The sequence below is a fragment of the Salmonella sp. GDC200615 genome, assembly GCF_050574145.1.
GTDB lineage: Bacteria > Pseudomonadota > Gammaproteobacteria > Enterobacterales > Enterobacteriaceae > Salmonella > Salmonella enterica.
Genome location: NZ_CP192247.1, coordinates 438,239 through 460,725, shown reverse-complemented (window position 1 = coordinate 460,725; position 22,487 = coordinate 438,239). Strand labels below are relative to the sequence as shown.

Genomic DNA, 22,487 nt, shown 5'->3' with positions numbered 1-22,487 from the left:
AAATTGTTAAAGAGCAGGTGCGACGCGGCTTTCAGCTCACCGTCGCGAGGTGGCGTATATTACGCTTTCCTCTTTCAGAGTCAACCCTGAATTTCAGGATTTTTCTCTTCAACCGACCGGCTGTTTGTGTGAAGTGATTCACATCCGCCGTGTCGATGGAGGCGCATTATAGGGATCCCATTTTTTTGCACAAGCGTTTTTTGGATCTTTTTTTCTGTTTGTTGATTTTTCATCCCTTTCGCTCCATTCCTGCGCAAAGTGGCGATTTTTTGATGCTATCTCCCCTTGCACAACGCCGTTAAAGCAACCAAAGTCTTCATGACTATTCATTTATGATGAGGTAGACATGTCTGACACATTACGTCCTTATAAGGATCTTTTTCCTGAAATCGGTCAGCGCGTGATGATCGATACCAGCAGCGTGGTTATTGGTGATGTCCGTCTGGCGGATGATATCGGGATCTGGCCTCTTGTGGTGATTCGCGGCGATGTGAATTACGTTGCGATAGGGGCTCGTACGAACATTCAGGATGGCAGCGTTCTTCACGTAACCCACAAGTCTTCATCCAATCCACACGGCAACCCATTAATCATTGGCGAAGATGTTACCGTTGGCCATAAAGTTATGCTGCACGGCTGTACCATCGGTAACCGCGTACTGGTCGGTATGGGCTCCATTGTGTTGGATGGCGCGATAATAGAAGATGACGTAATGATTGGCGCGGGAAGCCTGGTGCCGCAGCACAAACGGCTGGAAAGCGGCTATTTATATCTTGGCAGTCCGGTAAAACAGATCCGCCCCTTGAGCGATGCTGAGAGATCGGGCCTGCAGTACTCCGCCAATAACTATGTAAAGTGGAAAGACGACTATCTTTCTCAGGATAACCATATCCAACCGTGATCATCTTCCTGCTGGGCCAGGATTAATGCTTCCTCCTCTTCTTCCGGGTCCCAGCGATACTCACGAAAAATGGCCAGCCATTGCTCCGCTGTTTCTCCACCAAAGCGATACGCCAGTACATCTTTTTTTATTGCACACGTGAGTTGCATCCCATTAACCAGGGCGGGAAAGATGATAGCACTGGCGGCAGTATCCCATTCTTCGCGGTCAGGAAATTGTATGGCCTGGTTCACGCTAATAATTCCTGCTGTAGCAGCTCAATCACTGGCTCGACCTGCGGTAATACACCGTGCCAAAGCAAAACGGCATGTGCAGCCTGCCCCACCAGCATTCCCAGCCCATCTGCGTAGCGTTTTGCGCCCTGTTGTACACACCAGGAGAGAAATGGCGTATTCCCTTTTTGATAGAACATGTCATAGCAACAGAGGGAAGGGTGAATAAGTGACGCCGGAATCGCCGGGATTTCGCCCCGTATGCCGCTGGAGGTCGCATTAATAATCAGGTCAAACTCACAACCATCCAGCTTGTCCATATCCGTGGCATGAACGCTGCCGGTATGAGCAAAGATTTTCGCCAACGCTTCGGCACGTGAAGCTGTACGGTTAGTGATAGTGACCGCGCAATCCAAAGAAAGCAGGGGTAACAGCACGCCCCGGGATGCGCCGCCCGCGCCAATCAGCAAAATACGCAATCCTGGGCGGATAAAATTTAAACGTTCGAGATCGCTTAATAAACCGATACCGTCAGTATTGTCGCCAAGCAAACGACCATCTTCCAGCCGTTTTAATGTATTGACGGCTCCCGCCAGCGATGCTCGTTCCGTTAACTCATCCGAACGCGCAAACGCCTCCTCTTTAAAAGGTACTGTGATGTTTGCGCCTTTTCCCCCTGCCGCGAAAAAGGCATCAAGCGTATTAATGAAATTATTAATAGGGGCCAGCACGCGACCATAGGGGTGAACAATATCTAGCTGCTGAGCAAATTGCTGATGAATAAATGGCGATTTGCTGTGCGCAATCGGATTTCCAAAAACAGCATAGGTTTCCATCATATTACCCCTGTCGAAACAGTTCGCCCGTCAGAGCATCGCGAATTTCTGAAGGATTTAAACGCCCACCCGTTGCGCCTTCAACCACCGGAAAATCATCGCCAAATTGCGCACGCACCTCTTCAATGGTACGACATGGCGGTAATCCGCTCAGATTGGCGCTGGTGGAAACCAGCGGTTTGCCATACGCATTGCATAGCGCGACCACCAGCGGGTGGTTGGTAATACGAACGGCCAGGGAATCAAAACGTCCCGTGAGCCACCGCGGCGTTGTCGCGGGCGCAGGAAAAACAAACGTTACCGGCCCGGGCCAGCAATCAAATACCGCTTTACGCTGTGCGGCGGTAAGTATGCTGTCATCAATATAAGGTTTTAACTGCTCAAAGCTGGCGGCAATCAAAATGAGTCCCTTATCGACGGGCCGTTGTTTTAACGCCAGCAGGCGCGTAACGGCTGTTTCACTATCGGGATCGCAGCCGACGCCGAAAACGGCTTCTGTTGGATAAGCGATGACATTTTCTTTATTCAGGAGATCTACCGCTGCGGCGATAGATCCTGTTGGCAGGCTATTATTCACTTGTTTATTCCACCGGAACCGGCTTTCCACATTGTTTACTGGCGCAAAAGCGCTTCACGCCCTGCGCGGTTTTCTTTTCGATGAGTAGCGGATAATGGCACTCGGGGCATTCCCCCGCAACCGGTGTGAAGTTAATGACGAACTGACATTCCGGGTAGCGATCGCAGGAATGAAAGATTTTACCGTAACGAGAACGGCGCTGGACCAAATGTCCTTGCTGGCAGGCTGGACAGGCAATCGCCGTTTCATCCGGTTTATCAATAACCACTGTATGTTCACATTGCGGATACTGACTGCATCCGATGAACATGCCAAAGCGCCCCTGACGCAGCACCAGCACGGCGCCACACTCAGGGCACGGTTGCCCCTCCAGAATTTTAACGATATGTCCGTCCGCCTGACTTTTCAGCGGACGAACGTAATCGCATTCCGGATAGCGAGAACAGCCGAGAAACGGACCATGTTTCCCGGAGCGAATTACCAGTTCGGCCCCGCACTGCGGGCAGGGCTCATTTTTACGCACCGAAAACAGTGCTGATTTAGCCATATTCACTCATGCAGCATTAACACCTATCAATGCAGCATACCTTCATTTACCTCAAAGAGTAATTCTTCCATTTGCTGATAGGCGTTTTCACAGCCCGGAATGTTGAATAACACCATCAAAATAACCCATTTCAAGTCTTCCAGGTCAAACTCTGCGGTATCCAGCGCCAGCACACGCTCAATCACCATTTCTCGTGTTTCGAGGTTTAGCACCTGAATCTGCTCAAGGAATAACAGGAACCCCCGGCAACTGGCATCAAGCCTTTCACACTCTTCAACCGTATAAATGCGCATTGAAAGAGGATCGGAAGCAAGTTGCATGGGTTCCGCGAGGCCATCCTGATAGTCAGCGAGTTTTTCCAGCCACAGCAGCGCATTGTAGATGTCTTCGCGATCAAACCCAGCGTCGGTGAGATCACGCTCCAGTCTGTCCTGATCCACGCGCAGCTCGGCTTCGTTATGGATGTATGTTTCAAACAAATACATTAGTACGTCGAACATGGCTTGCCCTCCTTAATCGGACATAGCCGCCGGGTACAGCTGCGATCCATCCTGCTAACTCCAGTTCGAGTAGCTGAGCCACTACCGCTGGCACAGGTTGGCCGGCACGTTCAGCGACGACGTCAACAGGTGTTACCTCATCTCCTACGTTAGCCAGGAGCTCAGGAAATGGCAATGCCGCCTCATCCTGATTTAGTGAATAAAGTGAATTTTCCGCCGTAGTTGGCAACCAGTGTAAGCCGTATTGCAAATTTTCCAGAATATCCTCCGGCGTCGTCACAAGCGTGGCCCCTTGTTTAATTAACCAGTGCGTGCCTTCGCTTCCCGGACTACCGATAGGACCTGGTAATGCAAAAACGTCCCGCCCCTGTTCAAGCGCGCAGCGCGCCGTCACCAACGAACCGCTGCGCAACGCCGCCTCAATCACCAGCACGCCTTTGCTCAGTCCGCGGATGATACGGTTTCTGCGAGGAAAATTTTGCGGTAGCGGAGGCGTTGAAAGCGGAAATTCTGAGACCACTGCGCCGCCGGTAGCAATCAAGTTTTCAGCCAGCATGGCATGTCGGCGAGGATAAATCTTTGCCAAGCCATTCCCTAACACCGCTACACTTTTTCCCCCATACTCACCGCGGCGTTGTGTGCTACGCCATCAATTCCCCGGGCAAGGCCGCTGGTGATCGTCAAACCGCTTTTCGCAAGGCTTTCGCAAAGCAGACGTCCCCAGCGTTCTCCATACCAGGAGTGCCTCCGGCTCCCTACGACGGCAAGTTGGCAGGTATGCAGACAGGCAGGATCGCCGTCAATAAAAATAGCGCCGGGATAATCATCAATAGCACGCAGTTGGGGAGGATAAATCTCACTATCCGCACACAGAAAATGATGCTGCGGTAGTTCAAGCCAGCGTAACGTCTCATCAAGCACACCTGCTGGAAGCTGTAAAAAACGTTCAGCTTGCCGCGCGGTAAGACCAGCCTCCTGAAGGTGCGTGCGATTTATCTGAGGCTGACGAATAAGCGAGTTCGCCATGTTCAACATCGCCTCGCCATAAAGGTCGCCGACGTACATTAAACGTAACCAAATTTCGGTACGGGCCATCCTTTCCCTCCCCTGCCACAAGCAGTCTGAACAATCTTTGCGATTGGTCACTGATGCTGTCAATCAGGTGGGGATTTGTCTAGAATAGAGGTAATAATCTTTTCAACTTCTGAACACAACTCTGGATAATTATGTCAGTTTTGCAAGTGTTACATATTCCGGACGAGCGCCTTCGCAAAGTCGCAAAGCCGGTTGAAGAAGTGAATGCAGAAATTCAGCGTATCGTCGATGATATGTTCGAAACGATGTACGCGGAAGAAGGTATCGGTCTGGCCGCAACGCAGGTCGATATCCACCAGCGGATCATCGTGATTGACGTTTCGGAAAACCGCGACGAGCGCCTGGTACTCATTAACCCGGAATTGCTGGAGAAAAGTGGCGAAACGGGTATAGAAGAAGGCTGTCTGTCGATTCCGGAACAGCGCGCTTTAGTGCCGCGCGCCGAGAAAGTGAAAATCCGCGCGCTGGATCGCGACGGCAACCCGTTTGAGCTTGAAGCGGATGGTTTGCTGGCAATTTGCATTCAGCATGAGATGGATCATCTGGTCGGTAAACTGTTTATCGATTATTTGTCGCCGCTGAAGCAACAACGTATTCGTCAGAAAGTAGAAAAACTCGACCGCCTGAACGCCCGGGCTTAAAGGACAAGAACCAACGTGTCAGATTCACTACGTATTATTTTTGCGGGTACGCCTGACTTTGCAGCGCGTCATCTCGACGCGCTGTTAACTTCTGGACATAACGTTGTCGGCGTATTTACCCAACCCGATCGTCCAGCAGGTCGCGGCAAAAAGTTGATGCCCAGCCCGGTAAAAGTGCTGGCGGAAGAAAAAGGCCTGCCCGTTTTCCAGCCCGTGTCGCTTCGTCCTCAGGAAAACCAGCAACTGGTTGCTGACTTACATGCCGACGTCATGGTTGTCGTAGCATATGGTCTGATTCTCCCAAAGGCAGTGCTGGATATGCCCCGTCTCGGATGTATCAACGTTCACGGTTCGCTGCTTCCACGCTGGCGCGGCGCGGCGCCTATTCAGCGCTCACTCTGGGCAGGCGATGCGGAAACCGGCGTCACAATTATGCAGATGGATGTAGGGCTGGATACCGGCGACATGCTGTATAAACTTGCGTGCCCGATTACCGCAGAAGATACCAGTGGCTCACTGTATAATAAGTTGGCTGAGCTTGGCCCGCAGGGGTTAATTACCACACTAAAACAACTGGCGGACGGCACAGCGGCGCCTGAAGCGCAGAATGAAGCGCTGGTCACTCATGCGGAAAAGCTCAGTAAAGAAGAAGCGCGTATCGACTGGTCTCTCTCCGCAGTACAGCTGGAGCGTTGCATTCGCGCCTTTAATCCGTGGCCAATGAGCTGGCTGGAAATCGACGGCCAGCCGGTAAAAGTCTGGCAGGCGTCCGTCATTGAGGACGCCACGCAGTCGCTGCCGGGAACCATTCTGGCCGCGACGAAACAGGGCATTCAGGTTGCAACAGGCAAGGGGATATTAAATTTGCTTTCGCTTCAGCCTGCCGGCAAAAAAGCAATGAGCGCCCAGGATCTGTTAAATTCACGCCGGGAATGGTTTATTCCTGGTAACCGTCTTGCCTGACGGTCACGTCTTTATAAGCCCGGTGTTACCGGGCATTTTTATTTTATACATATGAAAAAACAAAACAATTTACGTAGTCTGGCAGCACAGGCCGTTGAACTGGTCGTCGAACAGGGACAATCATTAAGTAATGTGCTCCCGCCGCTGCAACAAAAAGTCGCCGATAAAGACAAAGCGCTACTTCAAGAGCTGTGCTTTGGCGTCCTGCGCACCCTTTCACAGCTGGAATGGCTGATCAATAAGCTGATGTCTCGTCCAATGACCGGCAAGCAGCGTACAGTGCATTACTTAATTATGGTCGGCTTTTATCAGTTGCTGTACACCCGCGTTCCTCCCCATGCGGCGCTGGCTGAAACCGTTGAAGGCGCGGTCGCCATCAAACGTCCGCAGTTGAAAGGGTTAATTAACGGCGTCCTGCGCCAGTTTCAGCGCCAGCAGGAAACGTTGCTTAATGAGTTTGCGACCAGCGATGCGCGCTTTTTACATCCAGGTTGGCTGGTAAAGCGTTTGCAAAATGCTTACCCCACACAGTGGCAACACATTATTGAAGCGAATAACCAGCGTCCACCGATGTGGCTACGTGTAAATCGTACACACCACACCCGCGACGGTTGGCTTGGCTTACTTGAAGACGCAGGCATGAAGGGATATCCCCATCCCGATTATCCCGACGCTGTACGTCTGGAAACGCCAGCTCCGGTACATGCTTTACCCGGTTTTGCTGAGGGTTGGGTAACTGTCCAGGATGCCTCTGCGCAGGGATGTGCGGTTTTTCTCGCTCCTCAGAACGGTGAGCACATTTTAGACTTGTGCGCCGCGCCCGGCGGTAAAACCACGCATATTCTCGAAGTGGCCCCCGAAGCAGACGTGTTGGCGGTTGATATTGATGAACAACGACTCTCCCGCGTTTACGACAACCTAAAGCGTCTTGGGATGAAAGCGACAGTTAAACAAGGGGATGGACGTTATCCCGCCCAATGGTGCGGCGAGCAGCAGTTTGACCGTATTCTGCTGGATGCGCCCTGCTCCGCAACCGGCGTCATTCGCCGTCATCCAGATATCAAATGGCTGCGTCGCGATCGCGATATCGCGGAACTGGCGCAATTACAGGCGGAAATTCTTGATGCCGTCTGGCCGCGCCTGAAGCCTAGCGGGACGCTGGTTTACGCCACCTGTTCCGTACTGCCGGAAGAAAACCGCGATCAGATCAAAACCTTTTTGCAACGCACTCCCGATGCCGCGCTCAGCGAAACGGGAACACCTGATCAGCCAGGACAGCAAAATCTGCCGGGCGGCGAAGAAGGTGATGGGTTCTTTTACGCTAAGCTAATCAAGAAGTGATGAGATAACGGGCCACGACTGATGAAAATTATCATACTGGGCGCAGGGCAAGTTGGCGGAACACTGGCGGAAAACCTGGTCGGCGAAAACAACGACATCACGGTGGTTGATACCAACGGCGAACGGTTACGCAGTTTGCAAGATAAGTTCGATCTACGCGTAGTTCAGGGGCATGGTTCGCATCCCCGCGTGTTGCGCGAAGCGGGCGCTGACGATGCGGATATGCTGGTCGCTGTCACCAGTTCAGATGAAACTAATATGGTTGCCTGTCAGGTAGCCTATTCACTCTTCAACACTCCAAACCGTATCGCCCGCATTCGCTCCCCGGACTATGTTCGCGATGCGGATAAACTCTTTCATTCTGAAGCGGTTCCGATTGATCATCTGATCGCGCCGGAGCAGTTGGTTATCGATAATATTTATCGTCTGATCGAGTATCCGGGAGCATTACAGGTTGTAAACTTTGCTGAAGGGAAAGTCAGTCTGGCAGTAGTAAAAGCCTACTATGGCGGTCCACTAATAGGTAACGCGCTCTCGACAATGCGAGAACATATGCCGCATATCGATACTCGCGTTGCCGCAATTTTCCGCCATGACAGACCAATCCGTCCTCAGGGCTCGACTATCGTGGAAGCAGGGGATGAAGTCTTCTTTATTGCGGCTTCACAGCATATCCGTGCAGTAATGAGCGAATTACAGCGTCTGGAAAAACCCTACAAGCGCATCATGCTGGTGGGCGGCGGCAATATCGGCGCCGGGCTGGCAAGGCGTCTGGAAAAAGACTATAGCGTTAAATTGATCGAACGCGATCAACAACGCGCCGCAGAACTGGCTGAGAAACTGCAAAACACGATCGTCTTTTTTGGCGACGCCTCCGATCAGGAATTGCTGGCGGAGGAGCATATTGATCAGGTCGATCTCTTTATCGCGGTCACTAACGATGATGAAGCCAATATCATGTCCGCGATGTTGGCCAAGCGGATGGGCGCCAAAAAAGTGATGGTGTTGATTCAGCGTCGAGCTTATGTCGATCTTGTGCAGGGTAGCGTTATAGATATTGCGATTTCTCCGCAGCAGGCCACCATCTCTGCATTACTGAGCCATGTGCGTAAAGCGGATATCGTCGGCGTTTCCTCACTACGTCGCGGAGTTGCCGAAGCCATCGAAGCCGTCGCGCACGGCGATGAAAGCACTTCCCGCGTGGTTGGCCGCGTCATTGACGAAATAAAACTGCCGCCAGGCACCATTATTGGCGCGGTCGTTCGTGGTAATGATGTCATGATTGCTAATGACAATTTGCGCATTGAACAAGGCGATCACGTCATTATGTTTTTGACCGATAAAAAGTTTATTACCGACGTCGAACGTCTGTTCCAGCCAAGTCCTTTCTTCCTCTAATTTAAGGGGCGCTCATTCAGCGCCCTTTTTAATTCCCTTTATTTATCAAGGTTTAATTTATTTCGCTAAACAGAAGCCGTAAATGGAAAATGCCTTAGCATTTGTTAAACTTATAACGTCAGCTGCATAGGGAGAATAAAAATGAGTTTTATTAAAGAATTTCGCGAATTCGCGATGCGCGGGAATGTTGTGGATTTGGCAGTGGGTGTCATTATTGGCGCGGCATTCGGTAAGATTGTTTCTTCACTGGTTGCCGATATCATTATGCCGCCGTTGGGATTGTTAATCGGCGGGATCGACTTTAAACAATTTGCTTTTACGTTACGCGAAGCGCAGGGAGATATTCCGGCGGTCGTCATGCATTACGGCGTGTTTATCCAGAACGTATTTGATTTTGTGATTGTGGCCTTTGCTATCTTTGTTGCCATTAAGCTTATCAACAGACTCAACCGTAAAAAAGCAGAAGAGCCGGCAGCTCCGCCAGCGCCTTCTAAAGAGGAAGTGCTATTGGGCGAAATCCGCGATCTGCTGAAAGAACAAAATAACCGTTCTTAATAAGCAGAAGGCCAGTGGTAAAAAAGTTACTTACTTTCTTGCCACTGGCCTCCCAGTTCCCTCGATTACCGTGTTTACCTTTGCGCAGATAGCTTCCTTTGCCTTTCTTATTTTTTTCAACGCGTTGCCTGAAAAGGGGATCGTGCAGTAATGCCTCAATGGCATTGTCCTTTATCTGCCCTTTCTTATGTTGATAACGACTCATAATGTCTCCCGATTGTATAAATTAACGGCTCGAGTGTAGCCCCGCCGGTTCAATAAATCAACATCCTGATTTCGCTCCACTGGCCCCTGTTCCAGGGCTTCCAGAATGGAGCAATAGACGCTACTGTGGGCCGTTCCGCAACAAGCATCATTAAGCCTTTGTAACGAACGCTGCATCGTTTGCAGTTCCGCAATCCTGGCTTCAACCTCCTGCAATCGCTCTTGCACAATACTTTTTGACTCCTGACAGGTATGGTGCTCAGGATCAATTCGGATCGATAAAAGCTCGCGGATCGAGTCGAGCGTGAAACCCAACTGTCGCGCATAACGAATAAACTTGAGACGCTGCAGATCGGTTTCGGTATACAGACGAAACCCGCCTTCAGTACGTACCTCATGATCCATCATCTGCTGTTTTTCATAGTAGCGAATGGTATCAGGCGTTACGTCTGCCAGCTTTGCCAGCTCACCAATGCGATACATACAAGCTCCGTTAATTATCGTTGATTTTATGCAGCAGTTTTTCTGCATACTCACCGTGTAAAAAGTCGGTACTCAACCCAGCCTGCCGAAGTTTTAGTTCAAGCAGGGAGAGCTGGCGACTAACCTGATGGTATCGAGGGTCATCTTCCCGGATACTGTTGAGGATATCAAGTAACTGAATAGCGTCTCTGCGCTGCTCCAGTTCAGGGGGAAGACAGCCCGCATTCTTGAGTAAGCGATAACCCGCACGAAGTTCCGCCGGCACATGAGAATCATCATCCAGAATAAGCGGCTCGCCACGGCCAGGCAAATTATCAAACTCGCCTTTACGCTGTGCCTCGATAATATGACGCTCTGCCCACTGGTCAAGTAACCACATACGTCGCTCCAGGGATTGAACGAAAAGAATACAATTATTGTAGATATGTGGGGTTCAGGAGGATATAAAAAAACCCGCCGAAGCGGGTTTTTTTACGTTACTACAGATTACTCTGCAGCAGCTTCTGTTTTCTCTGAGCGATCAACCAGCTCGATGTATGCCATCGGCGCGTTGTCGCCTGCACGGAAGCCACACTTCAGAATGCGAGTGTAACCACCGGCGCGGCTCGCGAAACGCGGGCCCAGATCGTTAAACAGTTTTGCCACGATCTCGTTATCACGAGTACGGGCGAATGCCAGACGACGATTAGCAACGCTATCAGTCTTGGCAAGAGTAATCAGCGGCTCAACTACGCGACGCAGCTCTTTCGCTTTAGGCAGGGTCGTCTTGATGATTTCATGACGAACCAGTGAACCTGCCATGTTGCGGAACATAGCCTGGCGATGGCTGCTGTTGCGGTTCAGTTGACGACCACTCTTACGATGGCGCATGACCTTATCCTTCTCAGTAAAACCTTAACCTGTGATCCGGTTACTCGTCAACGATGCTTGCCGGTGGCCAGTTTTCTAGGCGCATACCCAGAGACAGTCCACGGGAAGCCAGCACGTCTTTAATCTCGGTAAGAGATTTTTTACCCAGGTTAGGCGTCTTAAGAAGCTCAACCTCGGTACGCTGTACCAGATCACCGATATAGTGGATAGCTTCTGCCTTGAGGCAGTTAGCAGAGCGGACAGTCAATTCCAGATCGTCAACAGGGCGCAGCAGGATCGGATCGAATTCTGGTTTCTCTTCTTTCACTTCCGGTTGACGTACATCACGTAAATCAACGAAAGCTTCCAGTTGTTCAGCCAGGATGGTTGCCGCACGACGAATCGCCTCTTCAGGATCGATTGTGCCGTTGGTTTCCATTTCGATGACCAGCTTGTCCAGGTCGGTACGCTGTTCTACACGCGCTGCTTCAACATTGTAGGCAATACGCTCTACAGGGCTGTAGCAGGCGTCGACCAGCAGACGGCCGATTGGGCGCTCATCTTCTTCCGAATGAATTCGGGTAGAAGCCGGCACATAACCACGACCGCGCTGAACTTTGATACGCATACTAATAGACGCGTTTTCATCGGTCAGGTGGCAGATCACGTGCTGCGGCTTGACGATTTCGACATCCCCATCATGGGTGATATCGGCTGCAGTCACAGGGCCAATGCCAGATTTATTCAAGGTAAGAATAACTTCATCTTTACCCTGAACTCTCACCGCCAGCCCTTTCAGGTTGAGCAGGATTTCCAGGATGTCTTCCTGAACGCCTTCTTTGGTGCTGTACTCATGTAGTACACCATCAATCTCAACCTCGGTCACCGCGCAACCCGGCATCGATGAGAGCAGAATACGGCGCAGTGCGTTACCCAGAGTATGGCCGAAGCCACGCTCTAAAGGCTCAAGGGTCACCTTGGCGTGCGTCGAACTCACTTGCTCGATATCTACCAGGCGCGGTTTTAGAAACTCTGTCACAGAACCCTGCATTGTGTCCTCTCTTTGGTACTAAGCTTTACTTGGAGTAAAGCTCGACGATCAGGTGTTCGTTAATGTCCGCAGACAGATCAGAACGCTCAGGCTTACGCTTGTACGTACCTTCCATCTTGCCAGCATCAACTTCCAGCCAGGTTGGCTTTTCACGCTGCTCAGCCAGCTCCAGAGCGGCTTTCACGCGAGACTGCTTCTTCGCTTTCTCACGAATGCTAACAACGTCATTCGGACTAACCTGATAAGAAGCGATGTTAACAACACGACCGTTTACCATAATTGCTTTATGGCTAACCAGCTGACGTGCTTCTGCACGAGTGGCGCCGAAGCCCATACGGTATACAACGTTGTCCAGACGACCTTCCAGCAGAGCCAACAGGTTTTCACCGGTGTTGCCTTTCAGACGTGCTGCTTCTTTGTAGTAGTTACGGAACTGACGCTCCAGCACACCGTAAATGCGGCGAACTTTTTGCTTTTCACGCAACTGCACACCATAGTCAGACAGACGCGGCTTACGCGCACCGTGCTGGCCAGGAGCTTGTTCAATTTTACACTTGGTATCGATCGCGCGAACGCCAGACTTAAGGAATAAGTCGGTGCCCTCACGACGGCTCAGCTTGAGCTTAGGACCCAAATATCTTGCCATTTTCTTTCTCCAACTAACCTGGAAAACGAAGCGTTATACGCGACGTTTTTTCGGCGGACGACAACCGTTATGAGGGATCGGAGTCACATCAGTAATATTAGTGATGCGGAAACCAGCGGCGTTCAGAGCACGAATAGTAGATTCGCGGCCTGGACCCGGACCTTTAACCATAACTTCCAGATTCTTGATACCGTATTCTTTCACGGCGTCAGCGCAACGCTCTGCTGCAACCTGAGCTGCAAACGGAGTGGATTTGCGAGAACCACGGAAACCGGAACCACCGGCTGTTGCCCAACCCAGCGCATTACCCTGACGATCGGTAATAGTCACGATGGTGTTGTTGAAAGAAGCATGGATATGAGCCACGCCGTCAGAGACTTGTTTTCTTACACGTTTACGTGCGCGAACTGGTGCCTTTGCCATTATTCAATCACCCCGATTATTTCTTGATCGGTTTGCGCGGACCCTTACGGGTACGAGCGTTGGTCTTGGTACGCTGACCGCGAACCGGGAGACCACGACGATGACGCAAACCGCGATAGCAACCAAGATCCATCAGGCGCTTGATGCTCATGCTGATTTCACGGCGCAGATCACCTTCAACGACAAATTTGGCAACTTCGTCACGCAGCGTGTCGATTTGTTCTTCAGACAGCTCACTGATCTTAACATTTTCAGCGATACCCGCTGCAGCCAGGATGGCTTTAGAACGGGTCTTGCCGACACCGTAGATCGAAGTTAACGCGATCACGGCGTGTTTCTGATCAGGAATGTTAATGCCTGCTATACGGGCCACTATGCACTCCTACTATTTAATATGTACGTACCATGCTGAAAAGCCCGTTTTCAGGATACTCAAATGGAAACGTACAGACATACAAAAGATTGGCTGGCTAATCTAGCCAGCTCAACCCAACTTTGCAAGAAAAATATGCGAAAAAATCAGCCTTGGCGCTGTTTATGCTTCGGCTCGGCACTGCAAATCACACGGATGACACCATCACGCTTAACGATTTTGCAGTTACGGCATAATTTCTTGACGGAAGCACGAACTTTCATTTTTACTCTCCGTAACTTCTCAGGCGACCAATTAACGGCCGTAGCCTTTCAGGTTCGCCTTCTTCAATGCAGACTCATACTGACTGGACATCATCAGAGTTTGCACTTGAGCCATAAAGTCCATAATCACGACAACAACGATAAGCAGTGAGGTCCCACCGAAGTAGAACGGCACTTTCATTGCATCACGCATGAACTCCGGGATCAGGCAAATAAAGGTAATATACAGCGCACCAACCAAGGTCAGGCGGGTCATTACTTTATCGATATACTTCGCCGTTTGCTCTCCCGGACGGATTCCTGGTACAAATGCACCGGACTTCTTCAGGTTATCTGCTGTTTCACGCGGGTTGAAAACCAACGCCGTGTAGAAGAAACAGAAGAAGATGATTGCAGACGCATAGAGTAACACATAAAGCGGTTGCCCAGGCTGCAAATACAGCGAAATTGTTGTCAGCCAGTTCCAACCAGTACCGCCCCCGAACCATGACGCGATGGTCGCCGGGAACAGAATAATACTGGAAGCGAAGATTGCCGGGATTACCCCCGCCATATTCACTTTCAGCGGTAAATGTGTGCTCTGTGCAGCATAGACACGACGACCTTGCTGACGTTTGGCGTAGTTTACCACAATACGGCGTTGACCACGTTCAACGAATACTACAAAGAACGTCACTGCAAATACTAATACTGCAACCAACAGCAACACGAGGAAGTGCAGGTCGCCTTGACGCGCTTGCTCGATAGTATGGGCAATGGCTGGCGGGAGTCCCGCAACGATACCAGCGAAGATGATGATTGAGATACCGTTACCGATACCGCGCTCAGTAATCTGTTCGCCGAGCCACATCAGGAACATCGTCCCTGTAACCAGACTTACAACAGCGGTGAAATAGAATGCAAAGCCTGGATTCATCACCAGGCCCTGCATACCAGGCATATTCGGCAAACCGGTAGCAATACCGATCGACTGGAATATCGCCAGCACCAGAGTACCGTAACGGGTGTACTGGCTGATCTTACGACGACCAGACTCCCCTTCTTTCTTAATTTCTGCCAGCGTTGGATGAACCACCGTCAACAGCTGGATAATGATCGACGCCGAAATATACGGCATGATCCCCAGGGCAAAGATAGAAGCACGGCTGAGAGCACCACCAGAGAACATGTTAAACATTTCAATGATGGTGCCTCGCTGTTGCTCAAGCAGTTTGGCAAGTACAGCGGCATCAATACCAGGGATCGGAATAAAAGAGCCAATACGGAACACAATCAGCGCGCCGATAACAAACAGCAGTCTGCGTTTCAGCTCACCTAAGCCACCTTTGGCACTTTGAAAATCTAATCCCGGTTGTTTAGCCATCTGCTACTTATTCCTCGATTTTACCGCCAGCAGCTTCGATAGCAGCACGAGCGCCTTTAGTAACACGCAGGCCACGAACAGTTACCGGAGTAGTGACTTCGCCAGCCAGGATCACTTTCGCGAACTCGATCTGGATACCGATAATGTTTGCCGCTTTCAGCGTGTTCAGGTCTACAACGCCGCCTTCTACTTTCGCCAAGTCAGACAGACGAACTTCGGCTGTAATCGCTGCTTTGCGAGAAGTGAAGCCGAATTTCGGCAGACGACGGTACAGAGGCATCTGACCACCCTCGAAACCGCGACGTACGCCACCGCCAGAACGAGACTTCTGACCTTTGTGACCACGACCACCGGTTTTACCGAGGCCAGAACCGATACCACGACCCAGGCGTTTACCCGCCTTTTTGGAGCCTTCGGCCGGAGACAGAGTATTTAAACGCATCTCTTACTCCTCAACTTTAACCATGAAGGAAACCGCGTTGACCATACCACGAACAGCAGGAGTATCCTCGCGCTCTACGGTGTGACCAATACGACGCAGACCCAGGCCAAGCAGCGTTGCCTTGTGTTTCGGCAGACGACCGATTGCACTGCGGGTTTGAGTAATTTTAATAGTCTTTGCCATGGTTTATTTCCCCAGAATTTCTTCAACGGATTTACCACGCTTGGCAGCGACCATTTCTGGAGAATTCATATTTTCCAGGCCATCAATAGTTGCACGAACCACGTTGATCGGGTTGGTGGAACCGTATGCTTTAGCCAGAACGTTATGAACCCCAGCAACTTCCAGAACGGCGCGCATTGCACCACCGGCGATGATACCGGTACCTTCGGAAGCTGGCTGCATGAATACACGAGACCCCGTGTGAACACCTTTAACCGGGTGCTGCAGGGTGCCGTTGTTCAGCGCGACGTTAATCATATTGCGACGGGCTTTTTCCATCGCTTTCTGGATCGCTGCTGGAACTTCACGCGCTTTACCGTAACCAAAACCTACGCGACCGCTACCATCGCCTACTACAGTCAGAGCTGTGAAGGAGAAAATACGACCACCTTTAACGGTTTTAGATACGCGGTTTACCGCGATCAGCTTTTCCTGCAGTTCGCCAGCTTGTTTTTCGATGTGAGCCATCTTACACCTCTACCTTAGAACTGAAGGCCAGCTTCACGGGCAGCATCTGCCAGTGCCTGGACACGACCATGATATTGGAACCCGGAACGGTCAAAGGACACATCTTTGATGCCTTTTTCCAGAGCGCGTTCAGCGACAGCTTTACCCACAGCTGCAGCCGCGTCTTTGTTACCGGTGTACTTCAGTTGTTCAGCGATAGCTTTTTCTACAGTAGAAGCAGCTACCAGAACTTCAGAACCGTTCGGTGCAATTACCTGTGCGTAAATATGACGCGGGGTACGATGTACCACCAGGCGAGTTGCGCCCAGCTCTTTGAGCTTGCGGCGTGCGCGGGTCGCACGACGGATACGAGCAGATTTCTTATCCATAGTGTTACCTTACTTCTTCTTAGCCTCTTTGGTACGCACGACTTCGTCGGCGTAACGAACACCCTTGCCTTTGTAAGGCTCAGGACGACGGTAGGCGCGCAGATCTGCTGCAACCTGGCCGATCACCTGCTTATCAGCGCCTTTCAGCACGATTTCAGTTTGAGTCGGACATTCAGCAGTAATACCTGCCGGCAGCTGATGGTCAACCGGGTGAGAGAAACCTAAAGACAGGTTTACTACATTCCCCTTAACCGCTGCACGATAACCTACACCAACCAGCTGCAGCTTCTTAGTGAAGCCTTCGGTAACACCGATAACCATTGAGTTCAGCAGGGCACGCGCGGTACCAGCCTGTGCCCAACCGTCTGCGTAACCATCACGCGGACCGAAGGTCAGTGCATTATCTGCATGTTTAACTTCAACAGCATCGTTGAGAGTACGAGTCAGCTCGCCGTTTTTACCTTTGATCGTAATAACCTGACCGTTGATTTTGACATCAACGCCGGCAGGAACAACGACCGGTGCTTTAGCAACACGAGACATTTTTTCCTCCGATTAGGCTACGTAGCAGATAATTTCGCCACCAAGACCAGCCTGGCGCGCTGCACGATCAGTCATAACACCTTTAGAGGTAGAAACAACTGCGATACCCAGACCGGCCATAACTTTCGGCAGCTCATCTTTACGTTTGTAGATGCGCAGACCTGGGCGGCTGACACGCTGAATGCTTTCTACAACAGCTTTACCCTGGAAATACTTAAGAGTCAGTTCCAGTTCCGGCTTGGTGTCGCCTTCAACTTTAAAATCTTCAATAAAACCTTCTTCCTTCAGCACGTTGGCAATTGCCACTTTCAGCTTGGAGGAAGGCATGGTGACCGCAGCTTTGTTCGCGGCCTGACCGTTACGGATACGGGTCAGCATATCCGCGATCGGATCTTGCATGCTCATCTGTCTTTACTCCCGTGATTCAATTGGTGACAATTACCAGCTAGCCTTTTTCAGACCCGGAATTTCACCGCGCATAGCGGCTTCACGGACCTTAATACGGCTCAACCCGAACTTCCGCAGGAAAGCGTGCGGACGACCAGTTTGACGGCAGCGGTTACGCTGACGTGACGGGCTGGAATCACGCGGCAGAGTCTGCAGCTTAAGAACCGCATTCCAACGATCTTCGTCGGTTGCGTTCACATCAGAGATGATCGCTTTCAGTTCAGCGCGTTTCGCGAAGTATTTATCAGCTAAAGCTACGCGTTTTACTTCGCGTGCTTTCATTGATTGCTTAGCCATTTAGTAACCCTACCTTACTTGCGGAACGGGAAGTCAAAGGCAGCCAGCAGAGCACGGCCTTCTTCGTCAGATTTCGCAGTAGTGGTAATGGTAATATCCAAACCACGAACGCGGTCGACTTTATCGTAGTCGATTTCTGGGAAGATGATCTGCTCACGGACACCCATGCTGTAGTTACCACGACCGTCGAATGACTTAGCGGACAAGCCACGGAAGTCACGGATACGAGGAACAGCAATAGTGATCAGGCGCTCAAAGAACTCCCACATGCGTTCGCCACGCAGAGTTACTTTACAGCCGATCGGATAGCCCTGACGGATTTTGAAGCCTGCAACAGATTTGCGTGCTTTGGTGATCAACGGTTTTTGACCGGAGATTGCTGTCAGGTCTGCTGCTGCGTTATCCAGCAGTTTCTTGTCAGCGATCGCTTCACCAACACCCATGTTCAGGGTGATCTTCTCGACCCGAGGGACTTGCATGACAGAATTGTAGTTAAACTCAGTCATGAGTTTGTTAACTACTTCGTCTTTGTAGTAATCATGCAGTTTCGCCATCGTACTACTCCAAATTACTTGATAGTTTCGCTGTTAGACTTGAAGAAACGGACTTTTTTGCCGTCTTCGAATCTAAAGCCTACACGGTCAGCCTTGCCGGTTGCCGCATTGAAGATTGCAACGTTAGAAACCTGAATTGCAGCTTCTTTTTCAACGATGCCGCCCGGTTGGTTCAGAGCCGGAACCGGCTTCTGGTGTTTCTTAACCAGGTTGATACCTTCAACAATGACCTTGCCGGAAGACAGGACATTCTTAACTTTACCGCGTTTACCTTTATCTTTACCGGTTAACACGATAACTTCGTCATCACGACGGATTTTCGCTGCCATGATTCGCTCCTTAGAGTACTTCTGGTGCCAGAGAGATAATTTTCATGAACTTCTCGTTACGAAGTTCACGAGTTACCGGCCCAAAAATACGCGTACCGATAGGCTGCTCGCTGTTATTGTTTAAAATAACGCATGCATTACCATCGAAGCGAATGACAGAACCGTCCGGGCGACGAACACCCTTCTTGGTGCGCACCACTACCGCCTTCAGCACATCACCTTTTTTGACCTTACCACGCGGAATCGCTTCTTTGATGGTGATCTTAATGATGTCGCCTACGCCTGCGTAGCGACGGTGCGAGCCACCCAGAACCTTGATACACATTACGCGACGTGCACCGGAGTTGTCGGCGACGTTCAGCATAGTCTGTTCTTGGATCATTTTAGTGCTCCGCTAATGTCAACTACTACTGAGACCCGAAAATCAGGTCGTTAAAAAAACCCCATATCGAGGGCGCGGCATTATAACACCGCAAATCAGATATGGGTAGAAAAAATAAACGGCCCATCGCTGAGCCGTTTATTCGTTGAGAATGCGTACTGTATTACAGAACCGCTTTCTCTACAACGCGAACCAGAGTCCAGGATTTAGTCTTGGACAGCGGACGGCATTCGCGGATTTCAACCACGTCGCCGATACCGCATTCGTTGTTCTCGTCATGTACGTGCATTTTGGTCGTACGCTTGATGAATTTACCGTAGATCGGGTGTTTCACAAAACGTTCGATAGCAACAACAATGGATTTCTCCATTTTGTCGCTAACCACGCGACCTTGCAGAGTACGGATTTTATCGGTCATTACGCACCCGCCTTCTCAGTCAGTAAAGTCTTAACGCGTGCGACATCACGACGCACTTGCTTCAACAGGTGAGACTGTTGCAGCTGGCCACTTGCAGCCTGCATACGCAGGTTGAACTGCTCACGCAGCAGGTTCAGTAGCTCGGTGTTCAGCTCTTCAACGCTCTTCTCACGCAGCTCTTTTGCTTTCATTACATCACCGTCTTAGTTACAAAGGTGGTTTTAATCGGCAGTTTCGCTGCTGCCAGCTTGAATGCTTCACGGGCCAGCTCTTCCGATACGCCGTCCATTTCATACAGGACTTTACCCGGCTGAATCAAGGCAACCCAATACTCCACGTTACCTTTACCTTTACCCATACGCACTGCCAGCGGCTTTTCAGTGATCGGTTTGTCCGGGAATACACGGATCCAGATCTTACCTTGACGCTTAACTGCACGGGTCATAGCACGACGTGCTGCTTCGATCTGACGGGCAGTCAGACGACCACGGCCAACAGCTTTCAGGCCGAAGCTGCCGAAGCTAACATCCGCGCCTGCAGCCAGACCACGGTTGCGGCCTTTGTGCATTTTACGGAATTTTGTACGCTTTGGTTGTAACATCAGCGACGCTCCTTATTTACGGCCTTTACGCTGCTGCTTTTTCGGTTGAGCAGCCGGTTTTTCCGGTTGTTCAACAGCAGCCATACCACCCAGGATCTCGCCTTTGAAGATCCACACTTTAACGCCGATTACACCATAAGTGGTGTGCGCTTCAGAGGTGTTGTAGTCGATGTCAGCACGCAGAGTGTGCAGAGGTACGCGACCTTCGCGGTACCATTCGGTACGTGCGATTTCCGCGCCACCCAGACGGCCGCTAACTTCAACTTTGATACCTTTAGCGCCCAGACGCATGGCGTTCTGTACAGCACGCTTCATCGCACGACGGAACATCACGCGACGTTCCAGCTGAGAAGTGATGCTGTCAGCAACCAGTTTAGCGTCCAGTTCAGGTTTACGAACTTCGGCGATATTGATCTGTGCAGGAACGCCAGCGATATCCGCTACGACCTTACGCAGTTTTTCTACGTCTTCACCTTTTTTACCGATAACGATACCCGGGCGAGCGGTGTGAATAGTCACACGGATGCTCTTAGCCGGACGCTCGATAACGATACGAGATACAGACGCTTTAGCCAGTTCCTTCGTCAGGTACTGACGTACTTTAAAATCGCTGTCCAGGTTGTCAGCGAATTCTTTGGTGTTCGCAAACCAGGTAGAGTTCCATGGTTTTACAATACCCAGGCGAATACCATTAGGATGTACTTTCTGACCCATTGCTAGTCTCCAGAGTCTCAGCGATCGGACACAACCACAGTGATGTGGCTGGTGCGCTTCAGGATGCGATCTGCACGACCTTTTGCACGCGGCATAATGCGCTTCATGCTCGGGCCTTCGTCTACGAAAATTTTCGTAACTTTCAGATCGTCAATGTCAGCGCCATCGTTGTGTTCAGCGTTAGCAATGGCAGATTCCAGAACTTTCTTGACCAGTACAGCCGCTTTCTTGTTGGTGTAGGTCAGAATGTCCAGAGCCTGCGACACTTTCTTACCGCGAATCAGGTCAGCAACAAGGCGAACCTTCTGAGCAGAAGAACGAGCATGGCGATGTTTAGCGATAGTTTCCATCTCTTCCTCCTACCTTATTTCTTCTTCGCTTTTTTATCAGCAGCGTGGCCGCGATAAGTACGAGTCGGTGCGAATTCACCCAGTTTGTGACCGACCATTTCGTCGGAAACAAATACCGGAACGTGCTGACGACCATTATGGACAGCGATGGTCAAACCGATCATGTTAGGAAAGATCGTTGAACGACGGGACCAGGTGCGCAGGGGCTTCTTGTCTCCGCTTTCCACCGCTTTCTCTACCTTCTTCAGCAAGTGCAGGTCAATAAAAGGACCTTTCTTGAGAGAACGTGGCATGGCTTATCCTCTAAAATTATTTGCTACGGCGACGTACGATGAATTTATCAGTACGCTTGTTGCTGCGGGTCTTCTTACCTTTGGTCTGAACGCCCCACGGAGTTACCGGGTGCTTACCAAAGTTACGACCTTCACCACCACCATGTGGGTGGTCTACTGGGTTCATCGCAGTACCGCGAACGGTAGGACGAACGCCACGCCAGCGTGCAGCACCTGCTTTACCCAGAACGCGCAGCATATGCTCAGCATTGCCAACTTCGCCCAGGGTTGCACGGCAGTCTGCTTCGACTTTACGCATTTCACCAGAACGCAGACGCAGGGTGACATAAGCGCCATCGCGAGCAACGATCTGAACGTAAGTACCAGCGGAACGCGCCAGCTGACCGCCTTTACCTGGTTTCATTTCTACGTTATGAACGGTAGAACCAACCGGGATATTGCGCATCGGCAGGGTGTTGCCTGCTTTGATTGCAGCATCAACGCCAGACTGAATCTGGTCGCCAGCTTTCAGGCCTTTCGGGGCCAGGATGTAACGGCGTTCGCCGTCTTTGTACAGAACCAGCGCGATGTTCGCGGAACGGTTCGGATCGTACTCAAGACGTTCAACAACTGCCGGAATACCGTCTTTGTTGCGTTTGAAGTCAACAATACGATAAGCCTGTTTGTGACCACCACCGATATGACGAGTGGTGATACGGCCATTGTTGTTACGACCACCGGATTTGCTGTTTTTTTCAACCAGCGGAGCAAAAGGTTTGCCCTTGTGCAGCTCTGGGTTGACCACTTTAACGACGTGGCGACGACCCGGAGATGTCGGTTTACATTTAACAACTGCCAT

Annotated in this window: 37 protein-coding genes and 3 pseudogenes; 6 read left to right on the top strand and 34 right to left on the bottom strand. The window is 50.9% G+C overall.

Going from position 1 to position 22,487, the window contains the following annotated elements; all coding sequences use genetic code 11:
* Nucleotides 1-80: 80 nt before the first annotated feature.
* Complete coding sequence (locus ACQ29O_RS02195; protein WP_000795911.1) at nt 81-233, bottom strand: hypothetical protein; 153 nt, start codon at nt 231-233, stop codon at nt 81-83.
* Between the two features lie 113 nt (nt 234-346).
* On the opposite strand from ACQ29O_RS02195, the gene ACQ29O_RS02190 reads away from it, so the two are divergent.
* Nucleotides 347-901, top strand: coding sequence for a gamma carbonic anhydrase family protein (locus tag ACQ29O_RS02190; protein WP_001285631.1), 555 nt, complete (start codon nt 347-349; stop codon nt 899-901).
* On the opposite strand, the gene ACQ29O_RS02185 is transcribed toward ACQ29O_RS02190, so the two are convergent.
* From ACQ29O_RS02185 to dprA, 6 genes and pseudogenes are all read right to left on the bottom strand, one after another.
* Nucleotides 877-1,134, bottom strand: coding sequence for a DUF1488 domain-containing protein (locus ACQ29O_RS02185; protein ID WP_001070573.1), 258 nt, complete (start codon nt 1,132-1,134; stop codon nt 877-879). The genes ACQ29O_RS02190 and ACQ29O_RS02185 overlap by 25 nt on opposite strands.
* Complete coding sequence (aroE, locus tag ACQ29O_RS02180; protein ID WP_000451194.1) at nt 1,131-1,949, bottom strand: shikimate dehydrogenase; 819 nt, start codon at nt 1,947-1,949, stop codon at nt 1,131-1,133. The genes ACQ29O_RS02185 and aroE overlap by 4 nt, the downstream gene beginning before the upstream one ends.
* A 4-nt stretch (nt 1,950-1,953) precedes the next feature.
* Nucleotides 1,954-2,526 (bottom strand): L-threonylcarbamoyladenylate synthase type 1 TsaC, encoded by a 573-nt coding sequence (gene tsaC / locus ACQ29O_RS02175; protein WP_001065809.1) that lies wholly within the window; start codon nt 2,524-2,526, stop codon nt 1,954-1,956.
* Nucleotides 2,527-2,530: 4 nt separating this feature from the next.
* The gene (locus ACQ29O_RS02170; protein ID WP_001129712.1) at nt 2,531-3,073 is read right to left on the bottom strand and encodes a DNA topoisomerase family protein; all 543 of its coding nucleotides are present in this window, start codon (nt 3,071-3,073) and stop codon (nt 2,531-2,533) included.
* Nucleotides 3,074-3,099: 26 nt separating this feature from the next.
* Nucleotides 3,100-3,573 (bottom strand): DUF494 family protein Smg, encoded by a 474-nt coding sequence (gene smg / locus ACQ29O_RS02165; RefSeq protein WP_000460663.1) that lies wholly within the window; start codon nt 3,571-3,573, stop codon nt 3,100-3,102.
* Nucleotides 3,545-4,668: pseudogene (gene dprA, locus ACQ29O_RS02160) on the bottom strand (DNA-protecting protein DprA). Before dprA ends, smg begins: the two are co-directional and overlap by 29 nt.
* Nucleotides 4,669-4,799: 131 nt before the next feature.
* Between dprA and def the strand changes: the two are divergent.
* From def to mscL, 5 genes are all read left to right on the top strand, one after another.
* Nucleotides 4,800-5,309, top strand: a complete 510-nt coding sequence (gene def / locus ACQ29O_RS02155; RefSeq protein WP_000114987.1) for a peptide deformylase — start codon at nt 4,800-4,802, stop codon at nt 5,307-5,309.
* 15 nt (nt 5,310-5,324) lie between these two features.
* Nucleotides 5,325-6,272 (top strand): methionyl-tRNA formyltransferase, encoded by a 948-nt coding sequence (gene fmt, locus ACQ29O_RS02150; protein ID WP_001285173.1) that lies wholly within the window; start codon nt 5,325-5,327, stop codon nt 6,270-6,272.
* A gap of 51 nt (nt 6,273-6,323) precedes the next feature.
* Nucleotides 6,324-7,613, top strand: coding sequence for a 16S rRNA (cytosine(967)-C(5))-methyltransferase RsmB (rsmB, locus tag ACQ29O_RS02145; RefSeq protein ID WP_001747115.1), 1,290 nt, complete (start codon nt 6,324-6,326; stop codon nt 7,611-7,613).
* A gap of 21 nt (nt 7,614-7,634) precedes the next feature.
* Nucleotides 7,635-9,011, top strand: a complete 1,377-nt coding sequence (gene trkA, locus ACQ29O_RS02140; protein ID WP_000691374.1) for a Trk system potassium transporter TrkA — start codon at nt 7,635-7,637, stop codon at nt 9,009-9,011.
* A 141-nt stretch (nt 9,012-9,152) separates the two neighbouring features.
* Nucleotides 9,153-9,566, top strand: coding sequence for a large-conductance mechanosensitive channel protein MscL (mscL, locus tag ACQ29O_RS02135; RefSeq protein WP_000008119.1), 414 nt, complete (start codon nt 9,153-9,155; stop codon nt 9,564-9,566).
* A gap of 1 nt (nt 9,567) precedes the next feature.
* Here mscL and ACQ29O_RS02130 read toward each other — a convergent pair.
* The 27 genes and pseudogenes from ACQ29O_RS02130 to rplB form a co-directional block, all read right to left on the bottom strand.
* Nucleotides 9,568-9,771: pseudogene (locus ACQ29O_RS02130) on the bottom strand (alternative ribosome-rescue factor A); the annotation flags it as partial.
* Nucleotides 9,772-9,828: 57 nt separating this feature from the next.
* Nucleotides 9,829-10,253, bottom strand: a pseudogene (gene zntR, locus ACQ29O_RS02125) (Zn(2+)-responsive transcriptional regulator).
* Nucleotides 10,254-10,263: 10 nt separating this feature from the next.
* The gene (locus tag ACQ29O_RS02120) at nt 10,264-10,632 is read right to left on the bottom strand and encodes a DUF1992 domain-containing protein (protein ID WP_000266515.1); all 369 of its coding nucleotides are present in this window, start codon (nt 10,630-10,632) and stop codon (nt 10,264-10,266) included.
* Between the two features lie 107 nt (nt 10,633-10,739).
* Nucleotides 10,740-11,123, bottom strand: coding sequence for a 50S ribosomal protein L17 (gene rplQ, locus ACQ29O_RS02115; protein ID WP_001216362.1), 384 nt, complete (start codon nt 11,121-11,123; stop codon nt 10,740-10,742).
* 40 nt (nt 11,124-11,163) lie between these two features.
* The gene (locus ACQ29O_RS02110) at nt 11,164-12,153 is read right to left on the bottom strand and encodes a DNA-directed RNA polymerase subunit alpha (RefSeq protein WP_001747117.1); all 990 of its coding nucleotides are present in this window, start codon (nt 12,151-12,153) and stop codon (nt 11,164-11,166) included.
* Between the two features lie 25 nt (nt 12,154-12,178).
* Complete coding sequence (gene rpsD, locus ACQ29O_RS02105) at nt 12,179-12,799, bottom strand: 30S ribosomal protein S4 (protein WP_000135226.1); 621 nt, start codon at nt 12,797-12,799, stop codon at nt 12,179-12,181.
* A 33-nt stretch (nt 12,800-12,832) separates the two neighbouring features.
* Nucleotides 12,833-13,222 (bottom strand): 30S ribosomal protein S11, encoded by a 390-nt coding sequence (gene rpsK / locus ACQ29O_RS02100; protein ID WP_001029758.1) that lies wholly within the window; start codon nt 13,220-13,222, stop codon nt 12,833-12,835.
* 16 nt (nt 13,223-13,238) lie between these two features.
* Nucleotides 13,239-13,595: a 30S ribosomal protein S13 gene (gene rpsM / locus ACQ29O_RS02095; protein ID WP_000090780.1), complete on the bottom strand. Its 357-nt coding sequence runs from the start codon at nt 13,593-13,595 to the stop codon at nt 13,239-13,241.
* A gap of 146 nt (nt 13,596-13,741) precedes the next feature.
* The gene (rpmJ, locus tag ACQ29O_RS02090; RefSeq protein ID WP_000868187.1) at nt 13,742-13,858 is read right to left on the bottom strand and encodes a 50S ribosomal protein L36; all 117 of its coding nucleotides are present in this window, start codon (nt 13,856-13,858) and stop codon (nt 13,742-13,744) included.
* Between the two features lie 31 nt (nt 13,859-13,889).
* Nucleotides 13,890-15,221: a preprotein translocase subunit SecY gene (gene secY / locus ACQ29O_RS02085; protein WP_001118864.1), complete on the bottom strand. Its 1,332-nt coding sequence runs from the start codon at nt 15,219-15,221 to the stop codon at nt 13,890-13,892.
* Between the two features lie 7 nt (nt 15,222-15,228).
* A complete protein-coding gene (gene rplO, locus ACQ29O_RS02080) occupies nt 15,229-15,663 on the bottom strand; it encodes a 50S ribosomal protein L15 (protein ID WP_001238917.1) in 435 nt (144 codons plus the stop codon).
* A gap of 3 nt (nt 15,664-15,666) precedes the next feature.
* Nucleotides 15,667-15,846 carry a 50S ribosomal protein L30 gene (rpmD, locus tag ACQ29O_RS02075; RefSeq protein WP_001140434.1) on the bottom strand — a complete coding sequence of 60 codons (180 nt, stop codon included), beginning with the start codon at nt 15,844-15,846 and terminating at the stop codon, nt 15,667-15,669.
* A gap of 3 nt (nt 15,847-15,849) precedes the next feature.
* The gene (rpsE, locus tag ACQ29O_RS02070; protein WP_000940123.1) at nt 15,850-16,353 is read right to left on the bottom strand and encodes a 30S ribosomal protein S5; all 504 of its coding nucleotides are present in this window, start codon (nt 16,351-16,353) and stop codon (nt 15,850-15,852) included.
* A gap of 14 nt (nt 16,354-16,367) precedes the next feature.
* The gene (gene rplR / locus ACQ29O_RS02065; RefSeq protein ID WP_000358956.1) at nt 16,368-16,721 is read right to left on the bottom strand and encodes a 50S ribosomal protein L18; all 354 of its coding nucleotides are present in this window, start codon (nt 16,719-16,721) and stop codon (nt 16,368-16,370) included.
* A 9-nt stretch (nt 16,722-16,730) separates the two neighbouring features.
* Nucleotides 16,731-17,264 carry a 50S ribosomal protein L6 gene (rplF, locus tag ACQ29O_RS02060; RefSeq protein WP_000091939.1) on the bottom strand — a complete coding sequence of 178 codons (534 nt, stop codon included), beginning with the start codon at nt 17,262-17,264 and terminating at the stop codon, nt 16,731-16,733.
* Nucleotides 17,265-17,276: 12 nt separating this feature from the next.
* Nucleotides 17,277-17,669, bottom strand: coding sequence for a 30S ribosomal protein S8 (rpsH, locus tag ACQ29O_RS02055; RefSeq protein ID WP_000062611.1), 393 nt, complete (start codon nt 17,667-17,669; stop codon nt 17,277-17,279).
* A gap of 33 nt (nt 17,670-17,702) precedes the next feature.
* Nucleotides 17,703-18,008, bottom strand: a complete 306-nt coding sequence (gene rpsN / locus ACQ29O_RS02050) for a 30S ribosomal protein S14 (protein ID WP_001118932.1) — start codon at nt 18,006-18,008, stop codon at nt 17,703-17,705.
* Nucleotides 18,009-18,022: 14 nt separating this feature from the next.
* Nucleotides 18,023-18,562, bottom strand: coding sequence for a 50S ribosomal protein L5 (gene rplE, locus ACQ29O_RS02045; RefSeq protein ID WP_001096206.1), 540 nt, complete (start codon nt 18,560-18,562; stop codon nt 18,023-18,025).
* A gap of 14 nt (nt 18,563-18,576) precedes the next feature.
* Nucleotides 18,577-18,891, bottom strand: coding sequence for a 50S ribosomal protein L24 (gene rplX, locus ACQ29O_RS02040; protein WP_000729185.1), 315 nt, complete (start codon nt 18,889-18,891; stop codon nt 18,577-18,579).
* A gap of 10 nt (nt 18,892-18,901) precedes the next feature.
* On the bottom strand, nt 18,902-19,273 hold the full coding sequence (gene rplN, locus ACQ29O_RS02035) for a 50S ribosomal protein L14 (protein ID WP_000613954.1): 372 nt from the start codon (nt 19,271-19,273) through the stop codon (nt 18,902-18,904).
* Nucleotides 19,274-19,436: 163 nt separating this feature from the next.
* Nucleotides 19,437-19,691: a 30S ribosomal protein S17 gene (rpsQ, locus tag ACQ29O_RS02030; protein ID WP_000130101.1), complete on the bottom strand. Its 255-nt coding sequence runs from the start codon at nt 19,689-19,691 to the stop codon at nt 19,437-19,439.
* Nucleotides 19,691-19,882 carry a 50S ribosomal protein L29 gene (gene rpmC, locus ACQ29O_RS02025; protein WP_000644742.1) on the bottom strand — a complete coding sequence of 64 codons (192 nt, stop codon included), beginning with the start codon at nt 19,880-19,882 and terminating at the stop codon, nt 19,691-19,693. Before rpmC ends, rpsQ begins: the two co-directional genes overlap by 1 nt.
* Nucleotides 19,882-20,292, bottom strand: a complete 411-nt coding sequence (gene rplP / locus ACQ29O_RS02020; protein ID WP_000941209.1) for a 50S ribosomal protein L16 — start codon at nt 20,290-20,292, stop codon at nt 19,882-19,884. The genes rpmC and rplP overlap by 1 nt, the downstream gene beginning before the upstream one ends.
* A gap of 12 nt (nt 20,293-20,304) precedes the next feature.
* On the bottom strand, nt 20,305-21,006 hold the full coding sequence (gene rpsC, locus ACQ29O_RS02015; protein ID WP_000529945.1) for a 30S ribosomal protein S3: 702 nt from the start codon (nt 21,004-21,006) through the stop codon (nt 20,305-20,307).
* Nucleotides 21,007-21,023: 17 nt separating this feature from the next.
* Nucleotides 21,024-21,356, bottom strand: a complete 333-nt coding sequence (gene rplV, locus ACQ29O_RS02010) for a 50S ribosomal protein L22 (RefSeq protein ID WP_000447529.1) — start codon at nt 21,354-21,356, stop codon at nt 21,024-21,026.
* A gap of 14 nt (nt 21,357-21,370) precedes the next feature.
* Nucleotides 21,371-21,649 carry a 30S ribosomal protein S19 gene (rpsS, locus tag ACQ29O_RS02005; RefSeq protein ID WP_001138115.1) on the bottom strand — a complete coding sequence of 93 codons (279 nt, stop codon included), beginning with the start codon at nt 21,647-21,649 and terminating at the stop codon, nt 21,371-21,373.
* A gap of 16 nt (nt 21,650-21,665) precedes the next feature.
* Entirely contained in the window at nt 21,666-22,487 is an 822-nt protein-coding gene (gene rplB / locus ACQ29O_RS02000; protein WP_000301869.1) for a 50S ribosomal protein L2, read from the bottom strand.

Bases quoted from the DNA above. Each gene is read 5' to 3' on its own strand.
- trkA (WP_000691374.1), top strand. From the start codon at position 7,635: ATGAAAATTATCATACTGGGCGCAGGGCAAGTTGGCGGAACACTGGCG.
- rplF (WP_000091939.1), bottom strand. From the start codon at position 17,264: ATGTCTCGTGTTGCTAAAGCACCGGTCGTTGTTCCTGCCGGCGTTGAT.
- rplE (WP_001096206.1), bottom strand. From the start codon at position 18,562: ATGGCGAAACTGCATGATTACTACAAAGACGAAGTAGTTAACAAACTC.
- rpmD (WP_001140434.1), bottom strand. From the start codon at position 15,846: ATGGCAAAGACTATTAAAATTACTCAAACCCGCAGTGCAATCGGTCGT.
- ACQ29O_RS02120 (WP_000266515.1), bottom strand. From the start codon at position 10,632: ATGTGGTTACTTGACCAGTGGGCAGAGCGTCATATTATCGAGGCACAG.
- rplB (WP_000301869.1), bottom strand. From the start codon at position 22,487: ATGGCAGTTGTTAAATGTAAACCGACATCTCCGGGTCGTCGCCACGTC.
- secY (WP_001118864.1), bottom strand. From the start codon at position 15,221: ATGGCTAAACAACCGGGATTAGATTTTCAAAGTGCCAAAGGTGGCTTA.
- rplX (WP_000729185.1), bottom strand. From the start codon at position 18,891: ATGGCAGCGAAAATCCGTCGTGATGACGAAGTTATCGTGTTAACCGGT.
- rpsD (WP_000135226.1), bottom strand. From the start codon at position 12,799: ATGGCAAGATATTTGGGTCCTAAGCTCAAGCTGAGCCGTCGTGAGGGC.
- def (WP_000114987.1), top strand. From the start codon at position 4,800: ATGTCAGTTTTGCAAGTGTTACATATTCCGGACGAGCGCCTTCGCAAA.
- rsmB (WP_001747115.1), top strand. From the start codon at position 6,324: ATGAAAAAACAAAACAATTTACGTAGTCTGGCAGCACAGGCCGTTGAA.
- rpsN (WP_001118932.1), bottom strand. From the start codon at position 18,008: ATGGCTAAGCAATCAATGAAAGCACGCGAAGTAAAACGCGTAGCTTTA.
- ACQ29O_RS02195 (WP_000795911.1), bottom strand. From the start codon at position 233: ATGAAAAATCAACAAACAGAAAAAAAGATCCAAAAAACGCTTGTGCAA.
- rpmC (WP_000644742.1), bottom strand. From the start codon at position 19,882: ATGAAAGCAAAAGAGCTGCGTGAGAAGAGCGTTGAAGAGCTGAACACC.
- rpsK (WP_001029758.1), bottom strand. From the start codon at position 13,222: ATGGCAAAGGCACCAGTTCGCGCACGTAAACGTGTAAGAAAACAAGTC.
- rplN (WP_000613954.1), bottom strand. From the start codon at position 19,273: ATGATCCAAGAACAGACTATGCTGAACGTCGCCGACAACTCCGGTGCA.
- ACQ29O_RS02190 (WP_001285631.1), top strand. From the start codon at position 347: ATGTCTGACACATTACGTCCTTATAAGGATCTTTTTCCTGAAATCGGT.
- rpsS (WP_001138115.1), bottom strand. From the start codon at position 21,649: ATGCCACGTTCTCTCAAGAAAGGTCCTTTTATTGACCTGCACTTGCTG.
- rpsQ (WP_000130101.1), bottom strand. From the start codon at position 19,691: ATGACCGATAAAATCCGTACTCTGCAAGGTCGCGTGGTTAGCGACAAA.
- mscL (WP_000008119.1), top strand. From the start codon at position 9,153: ATGAGTTTTATTAAAGAATTTCGCGAATTCGCGATGCGCGGGAATGTT.
- rpsH (WP_000062611.1), bottom strand. From the start codon at position 17,669: ATGAGCATGCAAGATCCGATCGCGGATATGCTGACCCGTATCCGTAAC.
- rplR (WP_000358956.1), bottom strand. From the start codon at position 16,721: ATGGATAAGAAATCTGCTCGTATCCGTCGTGCGACCCGCGCACGCCGC.
- aroE (WP_000451194.1), bottom strand. From the start codon at position 1,949: ATGGAAACCTATGCTGTTTTTGGAAATCCGATTGCGCACAGCAAATCG.
- rplV (WP_000447529.1), bottom strand. From the start codon at position 21,356: ATGGAAACTATCGCTAAACATCGCCATGCTCGTTCTTCTGCTCAGAAG.
- ACQ29O_RS02170 (WP_001129712.1), bottom strand. From the start codon at position 3,073: ATGGCTAAATCAGCACTGTTTTCGGTGCGTAAAAATGAGCCCTGCCCG.
- rpsE (WP_000940123.1), bottom strand. From the start codon at position 16,353: ATGGCTCACATCGAAAAACAAGCTGGCGAACTGCAGGAAAAGCTGATC.
- ACQ29O_RS02110 (WP_001747117.1), bottom strand. From the start codon at position 12,153: ATGCAGGGTTCTGTGACAGAGTTTCTAAAACCGCGCCTGGTAGATATC.
- rpmJ (WP_000868187.1), bottom strand. From the start codon at position 13,858: ATGAAAGTTCGTGCTTCCGTCAAGAAATTATGCCGTAACTGCAAAATC.
- rplO (WP_001238917.1), bottom strand. From the start codon at position 15,663: ATGCGTTTAAATACTCTGTCTCCGGCCGAAGGCTCCAAAAAGGCGGGT.
- rplQ (WP_001216362.1), bottom strand. From the start codon at position 11,123: ATGCGCCATCGTAAGAGTGGTCGTCAACTGAACCGCAACAGCAGCCAT.
- smg (WP_000460663.1), bottom strand. From the start codon at position 3,573: ATGTTCGACGTACTAATGTATTTGTTTGAAACATACATCCATAACGAA.
- rpsC (WP_000529945.1), bottom strand. From the start codon at position 21,006: ATGGGTCAGAAAGTACATCCTAATGGTATTCGCCTGGGTATTGTAAAA.
- rplP (WP_000941209.1), bottom strand. From the start codon at position 20,292: ATGTTACAACCAAAGCGTACAAAATTCCGTAAAATGCACAAAGGCCGC.